15 protein-coding genes are annotated in these 21,893 nt (G+C 66.4%); 8 read left to right on the plus strand and 7 right to left on the minus strand.

The genetic code is table 11. The annotated features are described in order from the left end of the window. The first annotated feature begins 54 nt into the window (after positions 1-54). Entirely contained in the window at positions 55-1,221 is a 1,167-nt protein-coding gene (locus EC845_RS13140) for an aminoglycoside phosphotransferase family protein (protein WP_123298569.1), read from the plus strand. Positions 1,222-1,370: 149 nt separating this feature from the next. Here EC845_RS13140 and ssb read toward each other — a convergent pair whose 3' ends face one another. Continuing rightward, positions 1,371-1,925, minus strand: coding sequence for a single-stranded DNA-binding protein (gene ssb / locus EC845_RS13145; RefSeq protein ID WP_123298570.1), 555 nt, complete (start codon positions 1,923-1,925; stop codon positions 1,371-1,373). A gap of 295 nt (positions 1,926-2,220) precedes the next feature. On the opposite strand from ssb, the gene EC845_RS13150 reads away from it, so the two are divergent. Next, positions 2,221-3,537 (plus strand): chloride channel protein, encoded by a 1,317-nt coding sequence (locus tag EC845_RS13150; protein WP_233598081.1) that lies wholly within the window; start codon positions 2,221-2,223, stop codon positions 3,535-3,537. A 10-nt stretch (positions 3,538-3,547) separates the two neighbouring features. Here the strand turns inward: EC845_RS13150 and EC845_RS13155 are convergent, their stop codons facing one another. Both EC845_RS13155 and EC845_RS13160 read right to left on the minus strand, forming a co-directional pair. Beyond that, positions 3,548-4,885 (minus strand): dicarboxylate/amino acid:cation symporter, encoded by a 1,338-nt coding sequence (locus tag EC845_RS13155; protein WP_123298826.1) that lies wholly within the window; start codon positions 4,883-4,885, stop codon positions 3,548-3,550. 256 nt (positions 4,886-5,141) lie between these two features. After that, positions 5,142-6,059: a transglutaminase family protein gene (locus tag EC845_RS13160; protein ID WP_123298572.1), complete on the minus strand. Its 918-nt coding sequence runs from the start codon at positions 6,057-6,059 to the stop codon at positions 5,142-5,144. A gap of 694 nt (positions 6,060-6,753) precedes the next feature. On the opposite strand from EC845_RS13160, the gene EC845_RS13165 reads away from it, so the two are divergent. Together EC845_RS13165 and uvrA are read left to right on the plus strand one after the other, a co-directional pair. Continuing rightward, positions 6,754-7,362 carry a response regulator transcription factor gene (locus EC845_RS13165; RefSeq protein WP_233598056.1) on the plus strand — a complete coding sequence of 203 codons (609 nt, stop codon included), beginning with the start codon at positions 6,754-6,756 and terminating at the stop codon, positions 7,360-7,362. 137 nt (positions 7,363-7,499) lie between these two features. Then, positions 7,500-10,403, plus strand: a complete 2,904-nt coding sequence (uvrA, locus tag EC845_RS13170) for an excinuclease ABC subunit UvrA (RefSeq protein ID WP_123298574.1) — start codon at positions 7,500-7,502, stop codon at positions 10,401-10,403. 130 nt (positions 10,404-10,533) lie between these two features. Here the strand turns inward: uvrA and EC845_RS13175 are convergent, their stop codons facing one another. Next, complete coding sequence (locus EC845_RS13175; protein ID WP_123298827.1) at positions 10,534-11,559, minus strand: Gfo/Idh/MocA family protein; 1,026 nt, start codon at positions 11,557-11,559, stop codon at positions 10,534-10,536. A gap of 448 nt (positions 11,560-12,007) precedes the next feature. Between EC845_RS13175 and putP the strand changes: the two genes are divergently transcribed. Then, positions 12,008-13,501, plus strand: a complete 1,494-nt coding sequence (gene putP, locus EC845_RS13180) for a sodium/proline symporter PutP (RefSeq protein WP_123298575.1) — start codon at positions 12,008-12,010, stop codon at positions 13,499-13,501. 157 nt (positions 13,502-13,658) lie between these two features. Beyond that, entirely contained in the window at positions 13,659-14,132 is a 474-nt protein-coding gene (locus EC845_RS13185; protein ID WP_123298576.1) for an acyl-CoA thioesterase, read from the plus strand. A 97-nt stretch (positions 14,133-14,229) separates the two neighbouring features. Here EC845_RS13185 and pyrF read toward each other — a convergent pair whose 3' ends face one another. Together pyrF and EC845_RS13195 are read right to left on the minus strand one after the other, a co-directional pair. Then, complete coding sequence (gene pyrF, locus EC845_RS13190; protein ID WP_123298828.1) at positions 14,230-15,054, minus strand: orotidine-5'-phosphate decarboxylase; 825 nt, start codon at positions 15,052-15,054, stop codon at positions 14,230-14,232. Positions 15,055-15,175: 121 nt separating this feature from the next. Further along, positions 15,176-16,264: a homocysteine S-methyltransferase family protein gene (locus EC845_RS13195; RefSeq protein ID WP_123298829.1), complete on the minus strand. Its 1,089-nt coding sequence runs from the start codon at positions 16,262-16,264 to the stop codon at positions 15,176-15,178. A gap of 203 nt (positions 16,265-16,467) precedes the next feature. On the opposite strand from EC845_RS13195, the gene recQ reads away from it, so the two are divergent. After that, complete coding sequence (gene recQ, locus EC845_RS13200) at positions 16,468-18,345, plus strand: DNA helicase RecQ (protein ID WP_370451308.1); 1,878 nt, start codon at positions 16,468-16,470, stop codon at positions 18,343-18,345. Between the two features lie 135 nt (positions 18,346-18,480). Beyond that, complete coding sequence (locus EC845_RS13205; RefSeq protein WP_123298578.1) at positions 18,481-19,257, plus strand: ferredoxin--NADP reductase; 777 nt, start codon at positions 18,481-18,483, stop codon at positions 19,255-19,257. A gap of 106 nt (positions 19,258-19,363) precedes the next feature. On the opposite strand, the gene EC845_RS13210 is transcribed toward EC845_RS13205, so the two are convergent. Then, complete coding sequence (locus EC845_RS13210) at positions 19,364-21,685, minus strand: ATP-binding protein (RefSeq protein WP_123298579.1); 2,322 nt, start codon at positions 21,683-21,685, stop codon at positions 19,364-19,366. Positions 21,686-21,893: the final 208 nt, after the last annotated feature.

Here is a 21,893-nt window from a genome sequence, read left to right on the forward strand (position 1 = left end):
CATTTCCTTTCCTCTGTCCTGTTTTCATCGGCCCTGCACCCGGGCCTCCTCTTCATGAACACTGCCCCCGTGACCTGGTCCGACGCGACGCGTCAGCATGCCTTCGAGAACTGGCTGAGTGCCGTGGCGCCTCGCCACGCACTCAACCCGGCCAGCGTCCGGCTGGCCTCGGCAGATGCCAGCTTCCGCCGGTACCTGCGTATCGATGCCGCCTCTATCGAGCCCGGCACAGCCCCGGCAGTTCCCGCATCGCCCGCAACTTTGCACGGCACCGGCAGTTGCATCGTCATGGACGCCCCGCCGGCGCTCGAGAACAGCCACCCGTTTGTGCAGGTCGCCGAACTCATGGCCGAAGCGGGCCTGCGTGTGCCCCGCATTCTGGAATGGGATCAGGCGCACGGATTCATGCTGCTGGAGGACCTGGGCGGCCAGACCCTGCTGGAGCTGATCGCCCAGCGCCAGGAGCGCCCGCTCGACCTGATGCCGCTCGGCACGCCCACCGCCGAGATCCACGACCTGCTGGTGCAGTCGCTGGATGCGCTGGTGGCGTGGCAACTGGCCTCGCGCCCCGGCGTGCTGCCGGTCTACGACGAGGCCCTGCTGCAGCGCGAGCTGGCCCTTTTCCCCGAGTGGTACATCCAGCGCCACCGGGGCGTCACGCTCGATGCGGGCCAGCAGGCCGTGCTCAACCAGGGTTTTGCGATGATCACGGCCCACAACCTGGCTGCGCCGCAGGTCTATGTGCACCGGGACTTCATGCCGCGCAACCTCATGGTGCCGCCGCGCCCCGGTCTCTCCGTCGGCGTGCTCGATTTCCAGGATGCCGTCTACGGCCCGGTGACCTACGACATCGCCAGCCTCATGCGCGACGCTTTCCTCAGTTGGGACGAGGAGGTGGTGATCGACATCACGATTCGCTACTGGGAAAAAGCGCGCAAGGCCGGGCTGCTGGATCACCAAGACTGGCACAGCGATTTCGGTGCGTTCTATCGAAACGTGGAATGGATGGGCCTGCAGCGCCATTTCAAGGTGGCCGGCATCTTTGCCCGGCTGACACTGCGGGACGGCAAGGACAGATACCTGGCCGACACGCCCCGTTTCCTGGCCTACATCCGCCACACCACCAACCGCTACATCGAACTCAAGCCGTTGATGCGGCTGATCGATCAGATCGAAGGCACGGTGATGTCCGAAGCGGTTTCGTTCGGTCGCCTGGGCTGAGGCCCGCCCCGCGCAACAGGCAGGGACGACGCAACAGGCCGGCTGCATGCCGGCCCGTCTGAACCCTGCCCGGGAAGCATGCACACGATGTTGTGCATGCGACGTGTGCCCCGTGGGGCACGCTCACTGCTCGACGCGCTTGACCCGGCTTAGAACGGGATGTCGTCGTCCATGTCGTCGAAGCCGCTGGCCGCCTGCTGCGGACGCTGAGCGGGTGCGGGCGCAGGGGCCGGACGTGCGGCAGCGGGAGGCGCCGGGCGGCGTGCGGCCGGCGCAGGCGCGGCTGCCGGGGCGCCGTAGCCGTCGTCGCCATAACCGTCATTGCCGCCGCCGTAGCCGCCACCGGCCGGACCGGCGCCACCGCCGCCTTGGCGGCTGCCCAGCATCTGCATGGTGTCGGCACGGATCTCGGTGCTGTACTTCTCGACGCCCGCCTGATCCGTCCACTTGCGTGTACGCAGGCTACCCTCGATATAGACTTGACTGCCCTTGCGCAGGTACTGGCCCACGATTTCGGCGAGCTTGCCGAAGAAGTTCACGCGGTGCCATTCGGTGATCTCCTTGTTTTCGCCGCTCTGCTTGTCGCGGTAGCGGTCGGTCGTGGCGATCGTGACGTTGGCAACGGCGTCACCGCTGGGCAGGTAACGCATTTCGGGATCTCGGCCCAGGTTGCCGACGATGATGACTTTGTTGACCGATGCCATGTGTGTTCTCTGTGCTCTCTCTGGAATGGGCGGCGCATGCCGCGTTCGACCCCCCATTTTGCCGCATCATGCAGTCACCGCACCGGCCATTTGACGAACGACCGGCAACCAGAGTCCCTGCATCCCGGTAAACGACACTGTGCAGGCCGGGCCTGCAGTGCAAAAATGGAGCGCCATGCAGCCTGAAAGCCCCAAGAACCCGCCCGCACAGCCCGATGCCGCAGGCCCGGTGCACGATGCACCGCGCGATCCGGATTTCTTCTCCCACATCCACGAGGAACTGTCGAACGGCCGCATGTGGCTGGACCGCGGGATCGTGCTGGCGTACGCCGTCGTGGCCGGCCTGTGCGTGGTGGGGTTCACGGTGGCCAGCGAATGGGCCTTCTCGCAGTTCGAGTCCCTGCACGAAGAGCGGCAGTGGCTGGTGCTGATCTGGATCCCGGCCTGGACGGCGGCCATCGTGTGGTTCACGCGCCGCTGGGTGCCGACGGCCGGCGGCTCGGGCATTCCGCAAGTGATGGCGGCACTCGATCCGGCATTGCCCCCGGCCCGCCGCCATGCCTTCACCTCCATCCGCATCTCGCTGGCCAAGATCGGGCTGTCGAGCGCGGGCCTGCTGGCCGGCCTGTCGATCGGCCGCGAAGGCCCGTCGGTGCAGGTCGCGGCGGGCATCATGCAGAACGCGCGCATGTGGCTGCGGCCCAACTCCGGCATCAGCGAGCATGCGCTGCTGGTCGCCGGCGGCGCCGCCGGCATCGCGGCCGCCTTCAATGCGCCGCTGGCCGGCGTGGTGTTCGCCATCGAGGAGCTCTCGCGCCGCCTGGAATCGCGCAACAGCGGCCTGATCATCGCGGCCATCGTGCTGGCGGGGTTGATGGGCGTCTCGGCCTTCGGCAATCTGAGCTACTTCGGCGTCATCCGGGTGCCCACGCTGAGCTGGGGCGCGCTGGCGCCGGGGCTGCTGGTCATCCTCGTGAGCGGCCTGCTGGGCGGCCTGTTCGCCCGCCTGCTCACGGCCTCGCTCACCGGCTTGTCGCCCGATCGCTTCACCGCCTGGCGCAAGCGTTTTCCGGTGCGCTTCGCGGCAGCGGGCGGCCTGGCCGTGGCCGTGATCGGGCTGGTCAGCGACGGCACCACCTTCGGCTCGGGCTCCGAGACGGTCCAGCACATGCTGGCCGGCCATGCCGACGTACCGACGCTGTACGTGATGCTCAAGTTCATGGCCACGTGGCTGACGGCCTGGACGGGCGTGCCGGGCGGCATCTTTGCGCCTTCGCTGTCGATCGGCGCGGGCATCGGGCACGATATCGCCGCACTGCTGGGCATGAACGGCGCCGGCGGGATCAGCCCGGCATTGATCGCCATGGGCATGGCCGGATTCCTGGCGGCGGTCACCCAGGCCCCGTTGACCTCGTTCATCATCGTGATGGAGATGGTCGACGGGCACGCCATGGTGCTCAGCCTGATGGCGGCCGCCATGCTGGCCAGCCTGGTGTCGCGCATGATCAGCCGGCCGCTGTATGCGGTACTGGCCCAGCACATGCTGGCGCCTTTCCACCCGCCCGCGCCCGAACCGACTCGCCCGCCTCAGGCGCCGCCGCCGGCGCCCTGAAGCCGCCCGGTCAGACCACGGACGACGGCAGCACGGGCTCTGGCGGCCGCGCGCCGACATCTTCGGCGGCATCGCCATCGACCTGGCCTTCGGGCAGCAGGTCGCCCTCCCACTTGGCCACGACCGCGGCGGCGATGCCGTTGCCGACGGCGTTGGTGGCCGAGCGGCCCATGTCGAGGAACTGATCCACGCCCATGATGAGCAGCAGGCCGGCCTCGGGCAGGTCGAACGGCCCCAGGGTGGCGGCGACCACCACCAGCGAGGCACGCGGCACGCCGGCGATGCCCTTGGACGTCAGCATGAGCAGGCCCATCATGGCGATCTGCGTGGCCACCGGCAACTGGATGTCGTACACCTGCGCAATGAACAGGGTGGCAAACGCGCAGTACATCATCGAGCCGTCGAGGTTGAACGAGTAGCCCATGGGCAGCACGAAGCTGGAAATGCGGCGGCGCACGCCGAACCGATCGAGGGCGTCGAGCATCTTCGGGTAGGCGGCCTCGGAACTGGCGGTCGAGAACGACACCAGGAAGGGTTCGCGCAGCAGCTTGATCAGCGTGACGATACGGCCGCCCAGCATCGCCCAGCCGGCCAGCAGCAGCACGCACCACAGCACGGCCAGGCCCAGGTAGAAGCCGCCCATGAACTTGGCGAACGTCCACAGGATGCCGATGCCCTGCGTGGCGATGACGGAGGTGATGGCCGCGAAAACGGCCAGCGGCGCCAGCTTCATCACCGCATGCGTCACACGCAGGATGGCGTGCGAGAGCTCCTCGATGACCGTGACCAGGTGACGGGCGCGGTCGCCCAGCGCGGCCAGCGCGGTGCCCAGGAACAACGAGAACACCACGATCTGCAGGATCTCGTTGTTGGCCATGGCCTGGACCACCGAGGACGGCACCAGGTGCAGCACGAACTGCTTGGCGGTCAGACCGCCCGTCTGCACGCCGGAGACGGCCGCTGCGTCGGGCAAGGGCAGCCCGGTGTTGTGACCGGGCTGCAGCACATTGGCCAGCACCAGTCCCAGCGACAGCGAGACGACGGAAAAGATCACGAACCAGCCGAGCGCCTTGGCGCCCACGCGGCCCACCGCACCGGTGTCGCCCATGTGGGCCACGCCGACGACCAGGGTCGAGAACACCAGCGGCGCGATGATCATCTTGATCAGGCGCAGGAAGATGTCGGCGATCAGGGAGACATAACCGGCCACCGTGACGGCGGCGGCATGGTCCGCCAACTGGGTGTTGCAGAGGTATCCAACCAGGATACCCAGCACCAGGGCGATCATGATGTAGGCCGTAAACGGCCCCTTCTTGCGTGCAGGCTGCACAGAAACGGAACTGGACATGACGGAGAACAATCGGCGCGAAGCATCGGGATGAACACAGGCCCGCCGCAAACCAGAGTTGCGGCGGGCCTGTGTCCTCATGACTTGAACGATCGACGGCTTCGGCGCCAACGGCAAGGCCCGGACCCATCGTCCCCAAGATGGGGCGTGATGATACCGATTCGGCCATAGAGGCACCAAATCAGGGATCAAATCGCGATGGAAAAAAGCTAAAACGTCTCAGCGTTCGCCCCAAGTCCGTGCACCGGACCGACCGCTAGCGCCGGGTGACCTGGACGTCGACCTCCATGCCCATGAAGTCTTCCGGCTCGCCCATCCAGATGCCCGACACCGGCGAGGCTTGGCTGGGATCGCGCGCCGTGGCGACCCGGATGAGATGGGTGCCTCCGAACAGGGCGTTGGTGGGGTCGAAAGCCACCCAGCCCGGCCCAGGCAGAAAGACCTGGACCCAGGCATGGGTCGAGCCCGAACCGACGACGGTGATCCCCGATTCGGCATCCTGATCGAGCGCGGGGTCGTAGAGATAACCCGAGACGAAACGGGACGCATAGCCCAGGCGCCGGGCCGCCTCCATCATGAGCAGCGCGAAGTCGCGGCAGGACCCGGTCCCCAGCGCCAGGGTCTCGACCGGCGACTGCGTGCCCTCCTCGTCGCGTGCCGCGTACTCGAGCGTGCGTTGGATATGGTGTGTCATGGCGATGAGGATCTCGCGGCTGCCCAGGCGGTGATCGCCCTGTCCGTCGGCAATCGACACCTGTGGATCGCGCAGGAACTGCCGCGCCCAGTCCTGCAGCACGCCGTCGGGGTCGGCGTACTGAGGCCGCAGGTAGTGCTCGAGATCGAGCCGGTCCTCGACCCGGTAGGCGAACGGGTAGGCGGTCGCCGAGCGGTCCATCGGCAGTTCGAGGTTGAACGAGCCCGCATGCTCGATGGTGAACGAGCAGGTGATGCTCAGCGTGCTGGCCTCTTCGCTGGGCGTGACCAGAGCCATGGAGTTCGAGAACACGTCCTGAACCATGTGGATGTCGGCCGGCACACTGACCTGGAGGTCGGTGGCCAGCACCCGCAGGTCATGGCTGGCGCGCGGCCGGAACATCACCCGATGGGTCCCGAATGCGACCGGCTTGCGGTAGCGGTAGGTGGTGGTATGGACGATGTCGAAAATAGGGTTCATGGCGTCTCCCGAACCGGCATGAACCGCCGGCTACAGACCGCCACATTACCCGATCCCACCGGCGGCCGGTCGCCCGCGGCGAGACACCCGACCGCCCGGATCGCTGCAGCCGAATGCCGGCCGCCGCCGCCTGCCCCTTTTGGAATGAGGACACCTGGTTTTGGACCGACGCCATGGAGTATCAGTGAATATCAATCTTTTTGATGACTTAGTTTTATCCAAAGTGTCATTTTGGAAATTTTGTCAAAACTTTCCGTACCCTCATGCATAACAGGAGCCATTTTCATGACATCACAGGAGCCACTTTCACATCGTATTTGATAGTGGTGCTTTTATTTTCATTGGTTCAGACATAATAGCGGGCCTGACGATCCATTAAAAATGCAAAGAACCCACAGGATTCATCGCGATGTGAGACTCAAAAATCGGAGCGTCAATATAATCACAAATCCTGTCGTCTCCCTGAATTCTGGGGTTGCCTGACAATTTTTCACCATGCAAATTCAAAAAGAAGAGAAAATAAACCACATGGAATCTTGAATCACGACGAAGGAGAATAGCCCGCTTACCTCGGTCAAGCGGAGCTCGGAACATTATGCGAATCGCGGCCATCGACCAAGACAATCAAACACTCATCACGGTCAAAAACGCACTGGAAGCCGGCGGACACACCTGCCACCCTTATACGGACGGAATGGACTTCATCCGCGACCTGCGGTACGAAACATTCGATCTGCTGGTCATCGACTGGCATGCCGCCAGCGGCAAGGACCTGATCAAGTGGGTCCGCAACGGACCGACCCCGTCCATCCCCATTCTTCTCCTGGCGCATCCGCGCGAGGAAGAGGACGCACTGGGCAGCCTGGCCTGCAGCGGCGTGGACGACTTCATGCGTCTGCCCGTCCGCGCCGGCGAGCTCGCAGCCCGGGTGCAGGCCCTGCTGCGCCGAACCTACATGTCGCCCGCTGCGGTCTATACCTGGGGCGACTACGTGTTCAAACCCAAGCTGCATGCCGTCAGCATCAATGGCGAACGGGTGCACCTGACCCAGAAGGAGTTCGAGCTGGCGCTGCTGTTCTTCCGCAACATGGGGCGGCTGATGTCGCGCAAATACCTCATGGAATCGGTCTGGACGCTGACCCATCCGCCCGAGGTCGAACTGCTGTCGCGCTCGCTCGACACCCATGTCTCGCGCATCCGGTGCGTGCTCAACCTGCGCCCCAGCAACGGCTACAGGCTGGTCGCGGTCTACGGACAGGGCTACCGGCTCGAGTCGCTCGCGGACGAGATGCAGGCCGCCTGAGCGCTCGGCCGGTTCGTTGGCGGGGCAAGAACCTGCCCTGTCGCCGAGGGCGGTTCTGCGCGGCAGGCATCTTCTTTGTATGATGCCCAGTTGGCCTTTGCGCGGGCGCATCCGCCCGCAGGCCGCCAGTTGCCTCCATGACCGACGACGATATCCGCAAGCCATCAGACGCCAGTTCCGAGGGACGCTACATCCGTCTGCGGGGCGGGCGCACGCACAATCTCAAGAACATCGATCTCGACATCCCCAAGCACGCGCTGGTGGTGATCACCGGCCTGTCCGGGTCGGGAAAATCATCCCTGGCCTTCGATACGCTGTATGCCGAAGGGCAGCGGCGCTATGTCGAAAGCCTGTCGGCCTATGCCCGACAGTTCCTGCAGCTCATGGACAAGCCCGACATGGACCTGATCGAAGGTCTGTCGCCGGCGATATCGATCGAGCAGAAGGCCACCAGCCACAACCCGCGCTCGACCGTGGGCACGGTTACCGAGATCCATGACTACCTGCGCCTGCTGTTTGCGCGCGCGGGCACGCCGCATTGCCCCGACCACCATTTGCCGCTGCAGGCCCAGACGGTCAGCCAGATGGTGGACGCCGTGCTGGCGCTGCCGCACGACGCCAAGGTGATGGTGCTGGCGCCGGTGGCGCGCGAACGCAAGGGCGAGTTCGGCAAGCTGTTCGAGGATCTGCAGGCGCAGGGGTATGTGCGTTTCCGCGTGAACGGCCAGACGGTCGAGGCCATCGACCTGCCTGCGCTCAAGAAAACGGAAAAACACGACATCGACGTGGTGATCGACCGGCTCCGGGCCAAGCCCGATGCACAGCAGCGGCTGGCCGAGAGCTTCGAAGCCGCGCTGCGTCTGGCCGACGGCCGCGCCATTGCGCTGGAGATGGACAATGGGCAGGAACACCTGTTCAACGCCAAGTTCGCCTGCCCGGTGTGCGGTTATTCGATCAGCGAGCTCGAACCGCGCCTGTTCTCGTTCAATTCACCCGTGGGTGCCTGCCCGACCTGCGACGGCCTGGGCCACAGCGAAGTGTTCGACCCGGCCCGTGTCGTGGCTTTCCCGACGCTGTCGCTGGCCTCGGGGGCCATCAAGGGCTGGGATCGGCGCAATGCCTATTATTTCGGCATGCTCGAGGCCGTTGCCAAGCATCTGGGCTTCAGCACCGACACCCCGTTCGATCAGTTGCCCGAACAGGCACGCCATGTGATCCTGCAAGGCTCCGGCGACGAGGAGATCAAGTTCACCTACGTGCTGGAAAGCGGGGCCTCGGCCGGCCGGCGCATGAGCAAGAAACACCCGTTCGAAGGCATCATCCCCAATCTTCAGCGGCGTTTTCGCGAGACGGATTCGGTCGCCGTGCGCGAGGAGCTGTCGACTCTGCGCAGCACCAAGCCCTGCCCGGACTGCGGCGGCAGCCGCCTTCGGCGCGAGGCCCGCAACGTGATGCTGGGCACGGGCGAACAACGCCGCACCATCCACGAGATCAGCCGGGCCACGCTGCGCGAGGCCTATGCCTACTTTCGCGGCCTGCAGTTGCAGGGAGCCAAGGCCGAGATCGCCGAGAAGGTGGTCCGCGAGATCGGCAACCGGTTGCAGTTTCTCAACGATGTCGGGCTGAACTACCTGAGCCTGGACCGCAGTGCCGACACGCTGTCGGGCGGCGAGGCGCAGCGCATCCGGCTGGCCAGCCAGATCGGCTCGGGCCTGACTGGCGTGATGTATGTGCTCGACGAGCCGAGCATCGGCCTGCATCAGCGCGACAACGACCGCTTGATCGGCACGCTGCAGCACCTGCGCGATCTGGGCAACAGCGTGCTGGTGGTCGAGCACGACGAGGACATGATCCGCGTGGCCGACTACGTCATCGACATGGGACCGGGCGCCGGCGTGCATGGCGGCCGGGTCGTGGCACAGGGTACGGCGGCGCAGATCGAGGCCCATCCGGCCTCGCTGACCGGTCAGTACATGAGCGGACGCCGCAGCATCGCCCTGCCCTCGCAGCGCCGGCGTCCGCCGCGCGAACCGGGTCCGGGCACCGGATGGCTGTCGGTCATCGGCGCACACGGCAACAATCTGCGGCATGTGCAGGCGCATATCCCGGTGGGCCTGATGACCTGCGTGACGGGCGTATCGGGTTCGGGCAAGTCCACGCTGATCAACGACACGCTGTACACGGCGGCGGCACGCGCCATCAACCGGGCCACGGCCGAGCCGGCACCCTATCTCGAGATCGAGGGGCTGGACCAGTTCGACAAGGTCATCAATGTCGACCAGTCGCCCATCGGCCGCACGCCGCGCAGCAATCCGGCCACCTACACAGGGCTGTTCACGCCCATCCGCGAACTGATGGCCGAGATGCCGACGGCACGCGAGCGCGGGTATGGCCCCGGGCGGTTCTCGTTCAACGTCGCGGGCGGCCGCTGCGAGGCCTGCCAGGGCGACGGCGTGGTCAAGGTGGAAATGCACTTCCTGCCCGACGTGTACGTGCCGTGCGACGTCTGCCACGGGCAGCGCTACAACCGCGAGACGCTGGAGGTGCTCTACAAGGGCAGGAACATCTCGCAGGTGCTGGACATGACGGTCGAGGCCGCGCACGGCTTTTTCTCGGCGGTGCCGACAATCGCCCGCAAGCTGCAGACCTTGCTGGACGTGGGCCTGTCGTACATCACGCTGGGCCAGAGCGCGACCACGCTGTCGGGCGGCGAGGCGCAGCGGGTGAAGCTGGCTCTCGAGCTGAGCAAACGCGACACCGGACGCACGCTTTACGTGCTCGACGAGCCGACCACGGGCCTGCATTTCGCCGACATCGACCTGCTGCTGAAGGTGCTCGACCAGTTGCGCGAAGCCGGCAACACGATCGTGATCATCGAACACAACCTCGACGTCATCAAGACGGCGGACTGGCTGATCGACATGGGCCCCGAAGGGGGCGCCGGCGGCGGCACGGTGGTCGGCGTCGGTACCCCCGAAGAGCTGGCGGAGAACCCCGCCAGCCACACCGGCCGTTACCTCAAGCGCCTGCTGTCGCGCTGAGCGACGGGACACGCGGACAGGCAAGCGGGGCGCCACGGCGCGTCTTGCAACGCGGCTTCGGCGGCGCCGGAGGTGGCCGGACCGGCGGGGCTCGCGACGAAGGACACCGTGAGCGGATGCGAGGCTCGCGCTACAGCCTGACCGGCTGGCCGCCGCGCGAGGAAGACGCCAGCAGCGCTTCGATCAATTGCTGCACGGCGAGCGCGCTGCGGCCGCCGACGGCCGGCGGCCGCCCCTGGCGGACGGCGTCGACAAAGTCCGAGATCACCGCCAGATGCGCATCGTGCGAAAAAGCCATGGGATCGGCGCCCGCACCGACGGCCAGCAATTCGCCCCGGTCGATTTCTCGGCCATCCGCCAGACGGGCATGCAATCGCCCGGCGCTCAGGGTCGCGGAGCCGCGCGTGCCGTTGAGGGCGATGGATTCGGCATAGCCGGGATAAGCGGCCGTCGTGGCCTGCAATGTCGCCAGCGTGCGCGGGCCATGGCGCAGCAGTCCACAGGCCAGGTCTTCGCATTCCAGCGTGTGGGCCACCGACGTGCGGGCCAGTCCGATGACTTCTTCGGGCAGGCCGACCAGGGACAGGTAGAGATCGAGCACATGGATGGCCTGGGTCATGAGCACCCCTCCGCCGTCCCGCGCGAGCGTTCCGCGCCCGGGCTCGTCGTAGTACGACTGGGGCCGCCACCAGCGGACGTCGACCGAAGCCGACACCAGTTCGCCCAGTTCGCCGTCTGCCAGCAGTTGGCGCAGCGCCTGTGCGGCGGGCCGCAGCCGATGCTGCAGCATGACGGCCAAGGCCACGCCGGCCGATTCGCAGTGGCTGACCAGATCCAGCGCCAGACCGGCATCGAGCGCCAGCGGCTTTTCCATCAGGATGTGTTTGCCGGCATCGGCCAGGCGACGGCCGATGTCGTGGTGCGTGCTGGGCGGCGTGAGCACCAGTGCGGCGTCGAGCGCGGCATCGGCCAGCAGGTCGTCCAGCTGCGTCGTGCCGCGTGCGCCCGGAAACCGGGCCAGCGCGGGTGCCAGGCGCTGCGGCGTATGGGCGGCCATCCAGGTCACCTCGACCTGATCGGACAGGCTCTCCAGACTCGCCAGATGAGGGGCCGCAGCCATACCGACGCCGATGACGGCCACTTGGATCTTGCGCATGATCGTGTTTTCCAGTGTGGGGGACGACTCGATGCAGGTCATCCGACCCGTGATGATGCGTCAAAACCAGCGGGTCACGCCACGGATCCAAGCCGGAGCGGGGCGCGCGATGTCCGGGGCGGCGCCCATCCGGAGTACGACAACGCATGCCTGTCTCGGCGCCTCCGATTCCGTCGATGTGCACCCACTTGGTGCAAAATAAGTAGTAACCCTGAACCCATCCATCGACTCGGCGGGAAACCCGCGCCTCGAACTGAGCAATCCTCTAGCGGAGCCCCCAATAACCGCACCCGATTGGGTCGGACTTTTGGAATCATCGCGCACATTCAGAATTCGACGCCTGAAACCGGAAATTGCGGTTGCCGGAAATTGCGGTTTCAGGCGCGGGGTTCGGTGATCTTTCAACCTACAGACATTCGGGCCGCCGCAAGGTCGTCCGCCATCCAACATGAATCCGACCGACCCGACCGTCATCACCTTCGGCATCTACCTGCTCGCCATGCTGGGCATCGGCTGGGCCGGCTACCGGGCCACCACCAACCTCTCCGACTACATCCTCGGCGGACGCAGCCTGGGCAGCTTCGTCACGGCGCTGTCCGCCGGCGCATCGGACATGAGCGGCTGGCTGCTGATGGGCCTGCCCGGAGCCATCTATCTGAGCGGGGTGCACGAAGCCTGGATCGCCGTCGGTCTGACGATCGGGGCTTACCTGAACTGGCGGCTGGTCGCCGGCCGGCTGCGCCTGTACACCGAGCGCACCGACAACGCGCTCACCCTGCCGGACTATCTGGCCGGACGCTTCGAAGACACCTCCAATGTGCTGCGGGTCGTCACCACCCTGGTGATCCTGGTGTTCTTCACCGTCTACTGCGCCTCGGGCGTGGTGGCGGGCGCCCGCCTGTTCGAGAGCATGTTCGGCATGCCGTACTCGGTCGCGCTGTGGGTGGGAGCGGCCTGCACCATCGCCTATGTGTTCATCGGCGGGTTCCTGGCCGTGAGCTGGACCGACACGATCCAGGCTTCGCTGATGATCACGGCACTTCTGGTGGCGCCTGCCGTGGCCTACTTCGCCGTCACGGGCCAGTTGCAGCCCACGCAATCGATCGCCGAGATGATCGGTGCCGAGAAATTCGACTGGATGCACAACGCCAGCACGATCGGCGTGATCTCGCTGCTGGCCTGGGGTCTGGGCTATTTCGGCCAGCCGCACATCCTGGTGCGTTTCATGGCGGCCGACTCGGTGGCCAGCATTCCCCGCGCGCGCCGCATCGGCATGACGTGGATGGTGCTGTGCCTGGGCGGTGCCGTGGCGGTCGGCCTGGTGGGCATTCCCTACTTCATGCTCAACCCCGGTCTGGCCGCCGGCGTACAGGCCAACGCGGAAACGGTGTTCATCGAAATCGCGAAGCAGCTGTTCAATCCCTGGGTGGCGGGCCTGCTGCTGGCGGCCATTCTGGCGGCGGTGATGAGCACGCTGTCCTGCCAGTTGCTGGTCTGCTCCAGCGCCCTGACCGAAGACGTGTACCGCATTTTCCTGCGCAAGAACGCCAGCCAGCGCGAGCTGGTCTGGGTCGGCCGTGCCATGGTGTTTGCGATCGCGGTCGTCGCCATCCTGATCGCCCGCAATCCGGACAGCCGTGTGCTGTCGATGGTGAGCTACGCCTGGGCCGGCTTCGGTGCGGCATTCGGCCCGGTCATCATTCTGTCGCTGTTTTGGCGCGGCATGACCCGCAACGGCGCGCTGGCGGGCATCGTGGTCGGTGCAGTGACGGTCGTGCTCTGGAAACAGGCGGGCTGGCTCGGCCTGTACGAGATCGTTCCCGGCTTCGTCCTGGGCGCCCTGGCCATTGGGGTGGTCAGCCGCGCCGGCCGCCGGCCCTCGGCCGCCATGCTGGCGCGTCACGACCGCGTGGGAGCCGAGATGAAGAGCCTGCAGGCCTGATCCTCTCGCTGGTGCGTGTCTGCAACAGGCCCCCTGGATCCCCAGGGTTTGCCCTGATAATCGATCCCCGCGCCGCGGCAGCCGTGGCGTTGGGGACGTATCGGCCATCGGCGGGCACGTCCGGAGAACAAGACAGACAACACACCACGACCAGACCATGTCCGACCCCAAGCTCGATCCGTCCATCACCCTGCGTTTCCTGGCTGAGCCCAGCACCGTCAATTTCGGCGGCAAAGTGCACGGCGGCACCGTCATGAAGTGGATCGACGAAGCCGGCTACGCCTGCGCCACGAAGTGGGCCCAGCGCTACTGCGTGACGGTGTACGTGGGCGGCATCCGTTTCCACCACCCCATCATGATCGGCGACCTGGTCGAGGTGGAAGCCCGCTTGGCCTACACGGGCGGCACCAGCATGAACATCGTGGTGGACGTGCGCAGCGGCGACATGAAAAGCGGCAAGCTGCAGACCACGACCGAGTGCGTGATCGTGTTCGTCTCGGTCGACTCGCATGGCCGTCCGACGCCGATCCAGCCCTACGCGCCGGCCACGCCCGAAGCCCAGGCGCTGGCCAAGAGCGTGCGCGCCCAGCTCGACGCCTCGCGTCAGTTGCCCACGCCGACGCCGAGCTGAAGACACGCCGCCGTCCGCGGCGCCCTCGCGTCGTGGCCAGCCCGTCGGGAACGTCCGGCCGGACTCCGTGCGCCGCGTGCGCACGTTGGCCTCGAACTCAGGCCTTGGCCGCTTCGAGCGCGCGCCGGGTGTCCTCGGCCACGCGGCGCGCAGCATCGGCGTAGTCGTCGCCCGACGACGCATACAGCACGGCCCGCGACGAACTCACGACGATGGGTGCATCGGCACGCCAGCCCGCCTTGACGGTGGCTGCGGCGTCGCCGCCCTGGGCGCCGACACCGGGAATCAGCAGGGGCACGGTGGGGGCCAGTGCACGCACCTGTTCGATCTCTGCCGGATAGGTGGCGCCGACCACCAGACCCAGCTGGCCATTCAGGTTCCACGGGCCCTGCGCCAGGCGGGCCAGGTGTTCGAACACGCGCGGCTGGCCTTCGACATCGGCCAGGCGCCGGTTCTGCAGGTCGTCGCCACCGGGGTTGGAAGTCCGGCAGAGCAGGAAGGCGCCCTTGCCGGGATAACGCAGATAGGGCTGCACCGAGTCGAAACCCATGAACGGCGACAGCGTGACGGCATCGGCCTTGAAACGCTCGAACGCCTCGATGGCGTACTGTTCGGCGGTACTGCCGATGTCGCCGCGCTTGGCATCGAGGATCACCGGCACATGAGGCGCCACGTTCCGGATGTGCGCGATCAGCCGTTCGAGCTGATCTTCGGCACGATGGGCCGCAAAGTAGGCGATCTGCGGCTTGAAGGCGATGACCTGGTCGGCCGTGGCCTCGACGATGGCCGCGCAGAAGTCGAAGATGCGGCCGGCGTCGCCGCGCAGGGCGCCGGGAAACTTGGCGGGTTCGGGATCCAGGCCCACGCACAGTGCGGAGGCATTGCGCTGTGCGGCGTCTTGCAGTTGTTCGAAGAAGGTCATATGGGCGCCCATTTTAAGGAAATGCCTGTGCACGGAAGCACAGACGGTCGAGTCGCGAGATCGTCGTCCGGCCGGATGCCTTGCCTGCGGCTCGCTCCCGGCATCGCGCCGACCGGGGCGCCTACACGGCCGATTCGTCGGCCTCGCGGTAGAAAGGCCCGCTCGTGAGGGCACGCCGCGGCAACTGGATCACCGCCTGCCCGATGGCGGCGATGTGTTCGGGCGTGGTGCCGCAGCAGCCGCCGACGATGTTGACCAGCCCTTCGGCCGCGAACTCGTGCAGCAGGCGCGAGGTATCGGCGGGGCTTTCGTCGAACCCGGTCTCGCTCATGGGGTTGGGCAAGCCGGCATTCGGATAACAACTGATGAAGGTGTCGCCCGCCACGCGGTTGAGTTCCTGGATGTAAGGCCGCATCAGCGCTGCACCCAGCGCGCAGTTCAGGCCCACGGCCAGCGGCTGTGCATGGCGGATGCTGTACCAGAACGCCGTCACGGTCTGGCCGCTGAGGATGCGGCCCGAGGCGTCGGTGACGGTGCCGCTGATGATGAGCGGCAGGCGCTCGCCGCTGTTCTCGAAGAACTCGTCGACGGCGAACAGGGCGGCTTTTGCATTGAGCGTGTCGAAGATGGTCTCGATCAGCAGCACGTCGGCACCGCCTTCGACCAGTGCCTCGGTCTGCTCGTAGTAGGCCTGGCGCAGTTGCTCGAAACTGACGTTGCGGGCGCCGGGATCGTTGACGTCGGGGCTGATGCTGGCGGTCTTGGGCGTGGGGCCCAGGGCGCCGGCGACGAACCGCGGCTTGTCGGGCGTGCTGTACTTGTCGCAGGCCGCACGCGCCAGGCGGGCCGACACCCGGTTCATCTCGCGCGCCAGTTCGCCCATGTCGTAGTCGTCCTGCGCGATGGTCGTGGCCCCGAAGGTGTTGGTCTCGATCAGATCGGCCCCGGCGGCCAGATAAGCTTCGTGGATGTCCTGGATCACGTCGGGCCGGGTCAGGCTGAGCAGTTCGTTGTTGCCCTTGATGTCCTTGTGGAAGTCCTTGAAGCGATCCCCCGCGCTGCCCGGTCCGCTGTAGCCCTCGCCACGGTACTGCGCCTCGGTGAGCTTGAAGCGCTGGATCATCGTGCCCATGGCGCCGTCGAGGATGGCGATGCGCTGCTGCAGGATGCCCGGCAGGGACTGGGCGCGGGTGTAGGCGGGAATGTTCATGCCGCCATTGTAAAAACCCCGCAGGCCCCCGCAGCGCATCGTCGACAATGCCCCCAGGCGGCCGCGCCACCCCGACCGGCGCCTTCCGTCGGCGACAATGGCGGCTGCGCGGCCCACACGGCTCGCTCTCCTGATCCATGAAATTGGCGGTGTTTCCTTTCCTGACACAGGCAGATCGCTCTCAGTTTTCGCATACGCCCATCTTGTCCGACACCTCCGACTCCCCTTTCTCCATCCTGCAAGACGTCTTCGGCTACCCCCAGTTCCGTGGGCTGCAGCAGGAGATCGTCGACCATGTCAGCGGCGGCGGCGACGCTCTGGTGCTCATGCCCACGGGCGGCGGCAAGTCGCTGTGCTACCAGATCCCGGCCATTGCCCGCCAGCGCCGGGGCATGGGGGTGACGCTGGTGGTCTCGCCGCTGATCGCACTGATGCACGACCAGGTCGGTGCCCTGCACGAGCTGGGCGTGGAGGCGGCCTTCCTCAACTCCTCGCAGACGCTCGACGAAGCGCGAGAAGTCGAGAACAAGCTCTGGCGAGGCGAGCTGACCTGCCTGTACGCAGCGCCCGAGCGCATCAACACGCCCCGCTTCCTCGAGCAGCTCGATCGCCTCAACGCGCGCGGCAAGCTGGCCCTGTTCGCCATCGACGAAGCCCACTGCGTGAGCCAGTGGGGCCATGATTTCCGGCCCGAGTACCGGGCCCTGGCCATGCTGCACGAGCGCTACGGCAATGTGCCGCGCATCGCCCTGACGGCAACGGCCGACGCGCTCACGCGCGAGGACATCATCGAGCGCCTGAAGCTGCAGGAGGCGCGCCAGTTCATCAGCAGCTTCGACCGTCCCAACATCCGCTACCGGCTGGTCGAGAAGACCGATGCCAAGAAACAGCTGCTGCGTTTCATCCAGGACGAGCACGAGGGCGAGGCGGGCATCGTCTACTGCCAGAGCCGCAAGAAGGTCGAGGAACTGGCCGAATGGCTCAGTGCCCAGGACATCCCGGCCCTGCCCTACCACGCGGGCATGCCGGCGGCCCAGCGCCAGCAGCACCAGGACCGCTTCCTGCGCGAGGAAGGACTGGTCATGACCGCCACCATCGCCTTCGGCATGGGCATCGACAAGCCCGACGTGCGTTTCGTGGCCCATCTCGACCTGCCCAAGAACATCGAAGGCTATTACCAGGAGACCGGCCGGGCCGGGCGCGACGGCGGCGCCGCCGACGCCTGGATGGCCTACGGCCTGTCCGACGTGGTCAATCAGCGCCGCATGATCGACGAGAGTCCGGCCGCAGACGAGTACAAGCAGGTCATGCGCGGCAAGCTCGACGCGCTGCTCACGCTGGCCGAAGCGGCCGATTGCCGCCGGGTGCGGCTGCTGGCCTACTTCGGCGAGCAGGCCGGCCCCTGCGGCAATTGCGACAACTGCCTGCAGCCGCCGGCCACCTGGGATGCCACCGACGCCGCGCGCAAGGTGCTGAGCTGCGTCTACCGCGTGCAGCAGCACAGCGGCATCAGCTTCGGCGCCGGCCACATCCTCGACATCCTGCGCGGCAAGACGACCGACAAGGTCACGCAGTTCGGCCATGAAAACCTGTCGACGTTCGGCATCGGCGCCGACCTCGGCGAAGTCCAGTGGCGCGGCGTGCTGCGCCAGCTCATCGCCCTGGGCGCACTCGAGATCGATGCCGAGGCCTTCAACACGCTGCGGCTGGCGGGGCCCGCGCGCGCCATCCTCAAGGGCGAGGAAACGCTGTTCATGCGCGTGAGCGAGAAGGCGCCGGCCGGCGGCCGCACGCGGCGCAGCACGGGCGGCACGGGCAGCGGCACCGCCCGCAAGGCCGACCACGAGGCCGGTCTCGATGCCGACGGCCTGCGCCGCTATCAGGCACTCAAGGCCTGGCGCGCCGAGGTGGCACGCGAGCACAACCTGCCGGCCTACGTCATCTTCCAGAACGCCACGCTGGCCGCAGTGGCGCAGGACGATCCGCGCGATCTCGACGCCCTGGCCAGCATCCCCGGCATGGGCGAGAAAAAACTCGCGGCCTACGGCGACGAGGTGCTGCGGGTGAGCGCTTCGGCTTGAACCGACCGTTCTGTCAGGGTCGGCACCAGAAGACCCTTTTCTTAGAACGTATCGAATATGAAGAATTGATCCTTCATGCCCCCGAAGGGTATGATGGCGGCCTTTCCGTCCAACCTACACCGTCTTTGTCTCAGCATGGCAGCCTTTGAACCCGAACGCGTCCTCAGTGTTCACCACTGGAATGACACCCTTTTCTCCTTCACGACCACGCGTGGGCAGAGCCTGCGGTTCGAAAGCGGCCACTTCGTGATGATCGGCCTGCAGGTCAACGGCAAGCCGCTGCTGCGTGCGTACAGCATCGCCAGCCCGGCCTGGGAAGAGAATCTCGAATTCCTCTCGATCAAGGTGCCCGACGGCCCGCTCACTTCGCGCCTGCAGAACCTGAAGGTCGGCGACGAACTGCTGGTCGGCCGCAAGCCCACGGGCACGCTGGTGATCTCCGATCTGCTGCCGGCCAAGAACCTGTACCTGTTCGGCTCGGGCACGGGCCTGGCGCCCTTCATGAGCGTCATCCGCGACCCCGAAACCTACGAACGTTTCGAGAAGGTCATCCTGGTGCACGGCGTGCGTTTCATCAGCGAACTGGCCTACCGCGATTACATCGCCGAAGACCTGCTGAAGATCGAAGGACTGGGCGAGGAAATCGCCGAGAAGCTGGTGTACTACCCGACCGTCACGCGTGAGCCCTTCATCAACGAAGGCCGCATCACCAAGGCGATTTCGGAGCAGCAGATCGCCGCACGGACCGGCCTGCCCCCGATCAACCCCGAAACCGACCGTGCCATGCTCTGCGGCAGCCCGCACATGCTGCGCGACGTGGCGGCCGAGCTCGACAAGCTGGGCTTCAAGGTCTCGCCCGGCATTGGCCAGGCTGGCGACTACGTGATCGAACGCGCCTTCGTGGACCGTTGAGCTTCGGCCAACGGCCTGCAGCGCGCCAGGGTGGCTTTTTTCATGCCCGCCGCCCGAACGGCTCGGGGCGGCCGGTGCCGGCCGGGATGGGAGGGATGCCTCTCCGCTACAGGAATCCGACGGCCCGCGACTCGCGGACTTCCGGCTTGAGCTTGTGTTCGGTCTCGAGCTGCTCGAGAAACTCCTCGGGGCCGTATTGCGCCGCCAGGATCAGCGTCTGCCGCTTGACGGCTGCAAAATCCCCCGGGCACAGCTGATCGAGCGGCCGCAGGCGCTGCCGCAGCGCATCGGTCAGGGCCCCGGCGTCTCCGCCCAGGGCCTCGGTGACGAACATGTGTTCGCGCTGCTGCAAGGTCAGGGGACGAAACTGGATCTTGAAGGCGAACCGCCGCAGCGCGGCCTGGTCGATCCGGTCGAGCAGATTGGTGGTGCAGATGAAGATGCCGTCGAAACGCTCCATGCCCTGCAGCATCTCGTTGACTTCGGTGACCTCGTAGCTGCGCTGCGCACCACGCCTGTCCTGCAGGAAACTGTCGGCCTCGTCGAGCAGCAGCACCGATTTTTCTCGGCTGGCCTCGGCGAACATCGCCGCCATGTTGCTTTCGGTCTCGCCCACGTACTTGCTCATGAGGTCGCTGGCCTGGCGCACCATCAGGCTGCGGCCGACGGCCTGGGCCAGGTGTTCGGCCAGTGCGGTCTTGCCGGTCCCCGGCGGGCCGTAGAAACACAGGGCACCATGGCCCCGCACCTTGAGCGCCTCGATGATTCGCGGCAGCTCGAAGCGGCTTTCGACGTTGAGCATGCCCAGGTCGTACGTGGTGACGGTGGTGCGCATGCCCGAATCGCCCGTGCGGTTGCCCAGCGCTTCGTCGGCATGCAGCAACTGGCGTTCGATCAGGGCCTCGAAGGCCTTCTGGTCGACCTCGGCACTGTCCGTGGCGTCGGCGCGGGCGAGCTCGGCAAAACGCACGGCGGTGCCGATCTGCGCCGGCGTCAGGCCCCGCCGCTCGGTCAGGCGCGCCACGAAGGCGTCGGAGACGGTCGACGGCCCCAGCGTCTTGCGCACCAGTTGCTCGCGCGCACCGGGCGGTGGCGACTTGAGTTCGAGGTGATAGGCGAAGCGGCGGCGGAAAGCCGGATCGATCTGCTCGATGCGATTGGTGACCCACAGCGTGGGCACGGGGTTGGATTCGAGGATCTGGTTCACCCACGCCTTGCCGCCCACGCCCGCCCGCCCCTGGGGCGCCACCTGTTCGGCGCGGGCCATGAGCTGCGCGGCTTCGCTCGAGATGGGCGGGAAGACGTCCTCGACCTCGTCGAACAGCAGCGCGGCATGGCTGCTGCCCTTGAGAAAGACCTGGGCGATCTGCAGCGAACGATAGCGGTCGCGGCCCGACAGCGAGTGGCCATCGCGGTCGGCGTATTCGACTTCGTAGAGGTCCAGCCCCGCGGCCTGCGCCAGCACACGGGCCAGTTCGGTCTTGCCGGTGCCGGGCGGGCCGTAGAGCAGCACGTTGATGCCGACGGTGTGCGTGGCGACCGCGCGCCGCAGCAGGGCCACCAGCACCTGCACATCCTGCTCGACGAATGCGAAGTCGGCCGTGCCCAGCGCGCTGGAGGTGCAAGGCCGGGTAAAGACGGCCATGAGCTCGGCGTGGCTGCGGTACTCGCGCATGAGCACCGGCGGCAGCTTCTCGCTGACCTTCATGAGATCGGCCAGATCGGTGATGTTGTGCTCGGAGATCAGGTTGTCGACCATGCCGATGCGCTCGAGACGCGAGCCGGCACGCAGGGCCTCGCCCACTTCCTCGGCCTTGACGCCGGCGACTTCGGCGATTGCGGCATAGGCTTCGGGCGCGTTGCTGACCTTGAACTCGACCAGCAGGCTGCGCAGGTCGCGCTGGTAGCGGGCGAGCGTGCCGTAGAGCAGCAGGGCCCGCTCGGCCCGGTTGAGCTGCAGCAGGTCGGCCAGCGAGTCGATGTTCTTCTCGACCAGCGTGGACTGCTTGCGCAGGGCCTGGCCCAGCCATTCGCCCGTGGCGGCGAGCACGGAGAGCACGTCCTTCGGGGCGTCCTTGACGTAGTCGTCCAGGTAGAAGAACAGCGTTCCTTCCTCGTAGGGTCCTCGCCAGACACCGTACTGGGCCAGGAACGCCTTGTCGCCGAGCTGCTCCTGGCCACGCCAGAGCTCGTTGTCCTGGCAGCGGCGCTGCAGGAACTCGCGCAGACGGCGCATCACCGACAGCGGCCACACCAGGTGGCGCCCTGTGAGAGACAGCAATCCGTTGATGTCGCGGCGCACGTTGAACTTGGCGCCCTGGCGGGCGGCCAGCGTGAGCACGAACTGCGAGCACATCATGTCCATCACCGGTGCATCGATCAGCCCCGGAGAGACAAGTACTTGCGATTCGGTCAGACGCTTGGCCATGATGCCTCCAGCTGAGTTCCGCAAGCCAAGCACTGGCGCTGCGGCCAAAAACCATGTATGAGCGGCATGCCCGTGTTGTACAGCAAACCGGTGGGCGTTGGGGTGAAACCGGCTGTCTTCTTCATGGCCCGTCAGGGTATGGACTGTGCCCGAGACGCAACATTCGGCAACAGGAGGCAACTTTTGCGGTGTATGCAACACTTACGCA

Source organism: Comamonas sp. BIGb0124, from assembly GCF_003752175.1.
Lineage (GTDB): Bacteria > Pseudomonadota > Gammaproteobacteria > Burkholderiales > Burkholderiaceae_C > Comamonas_F.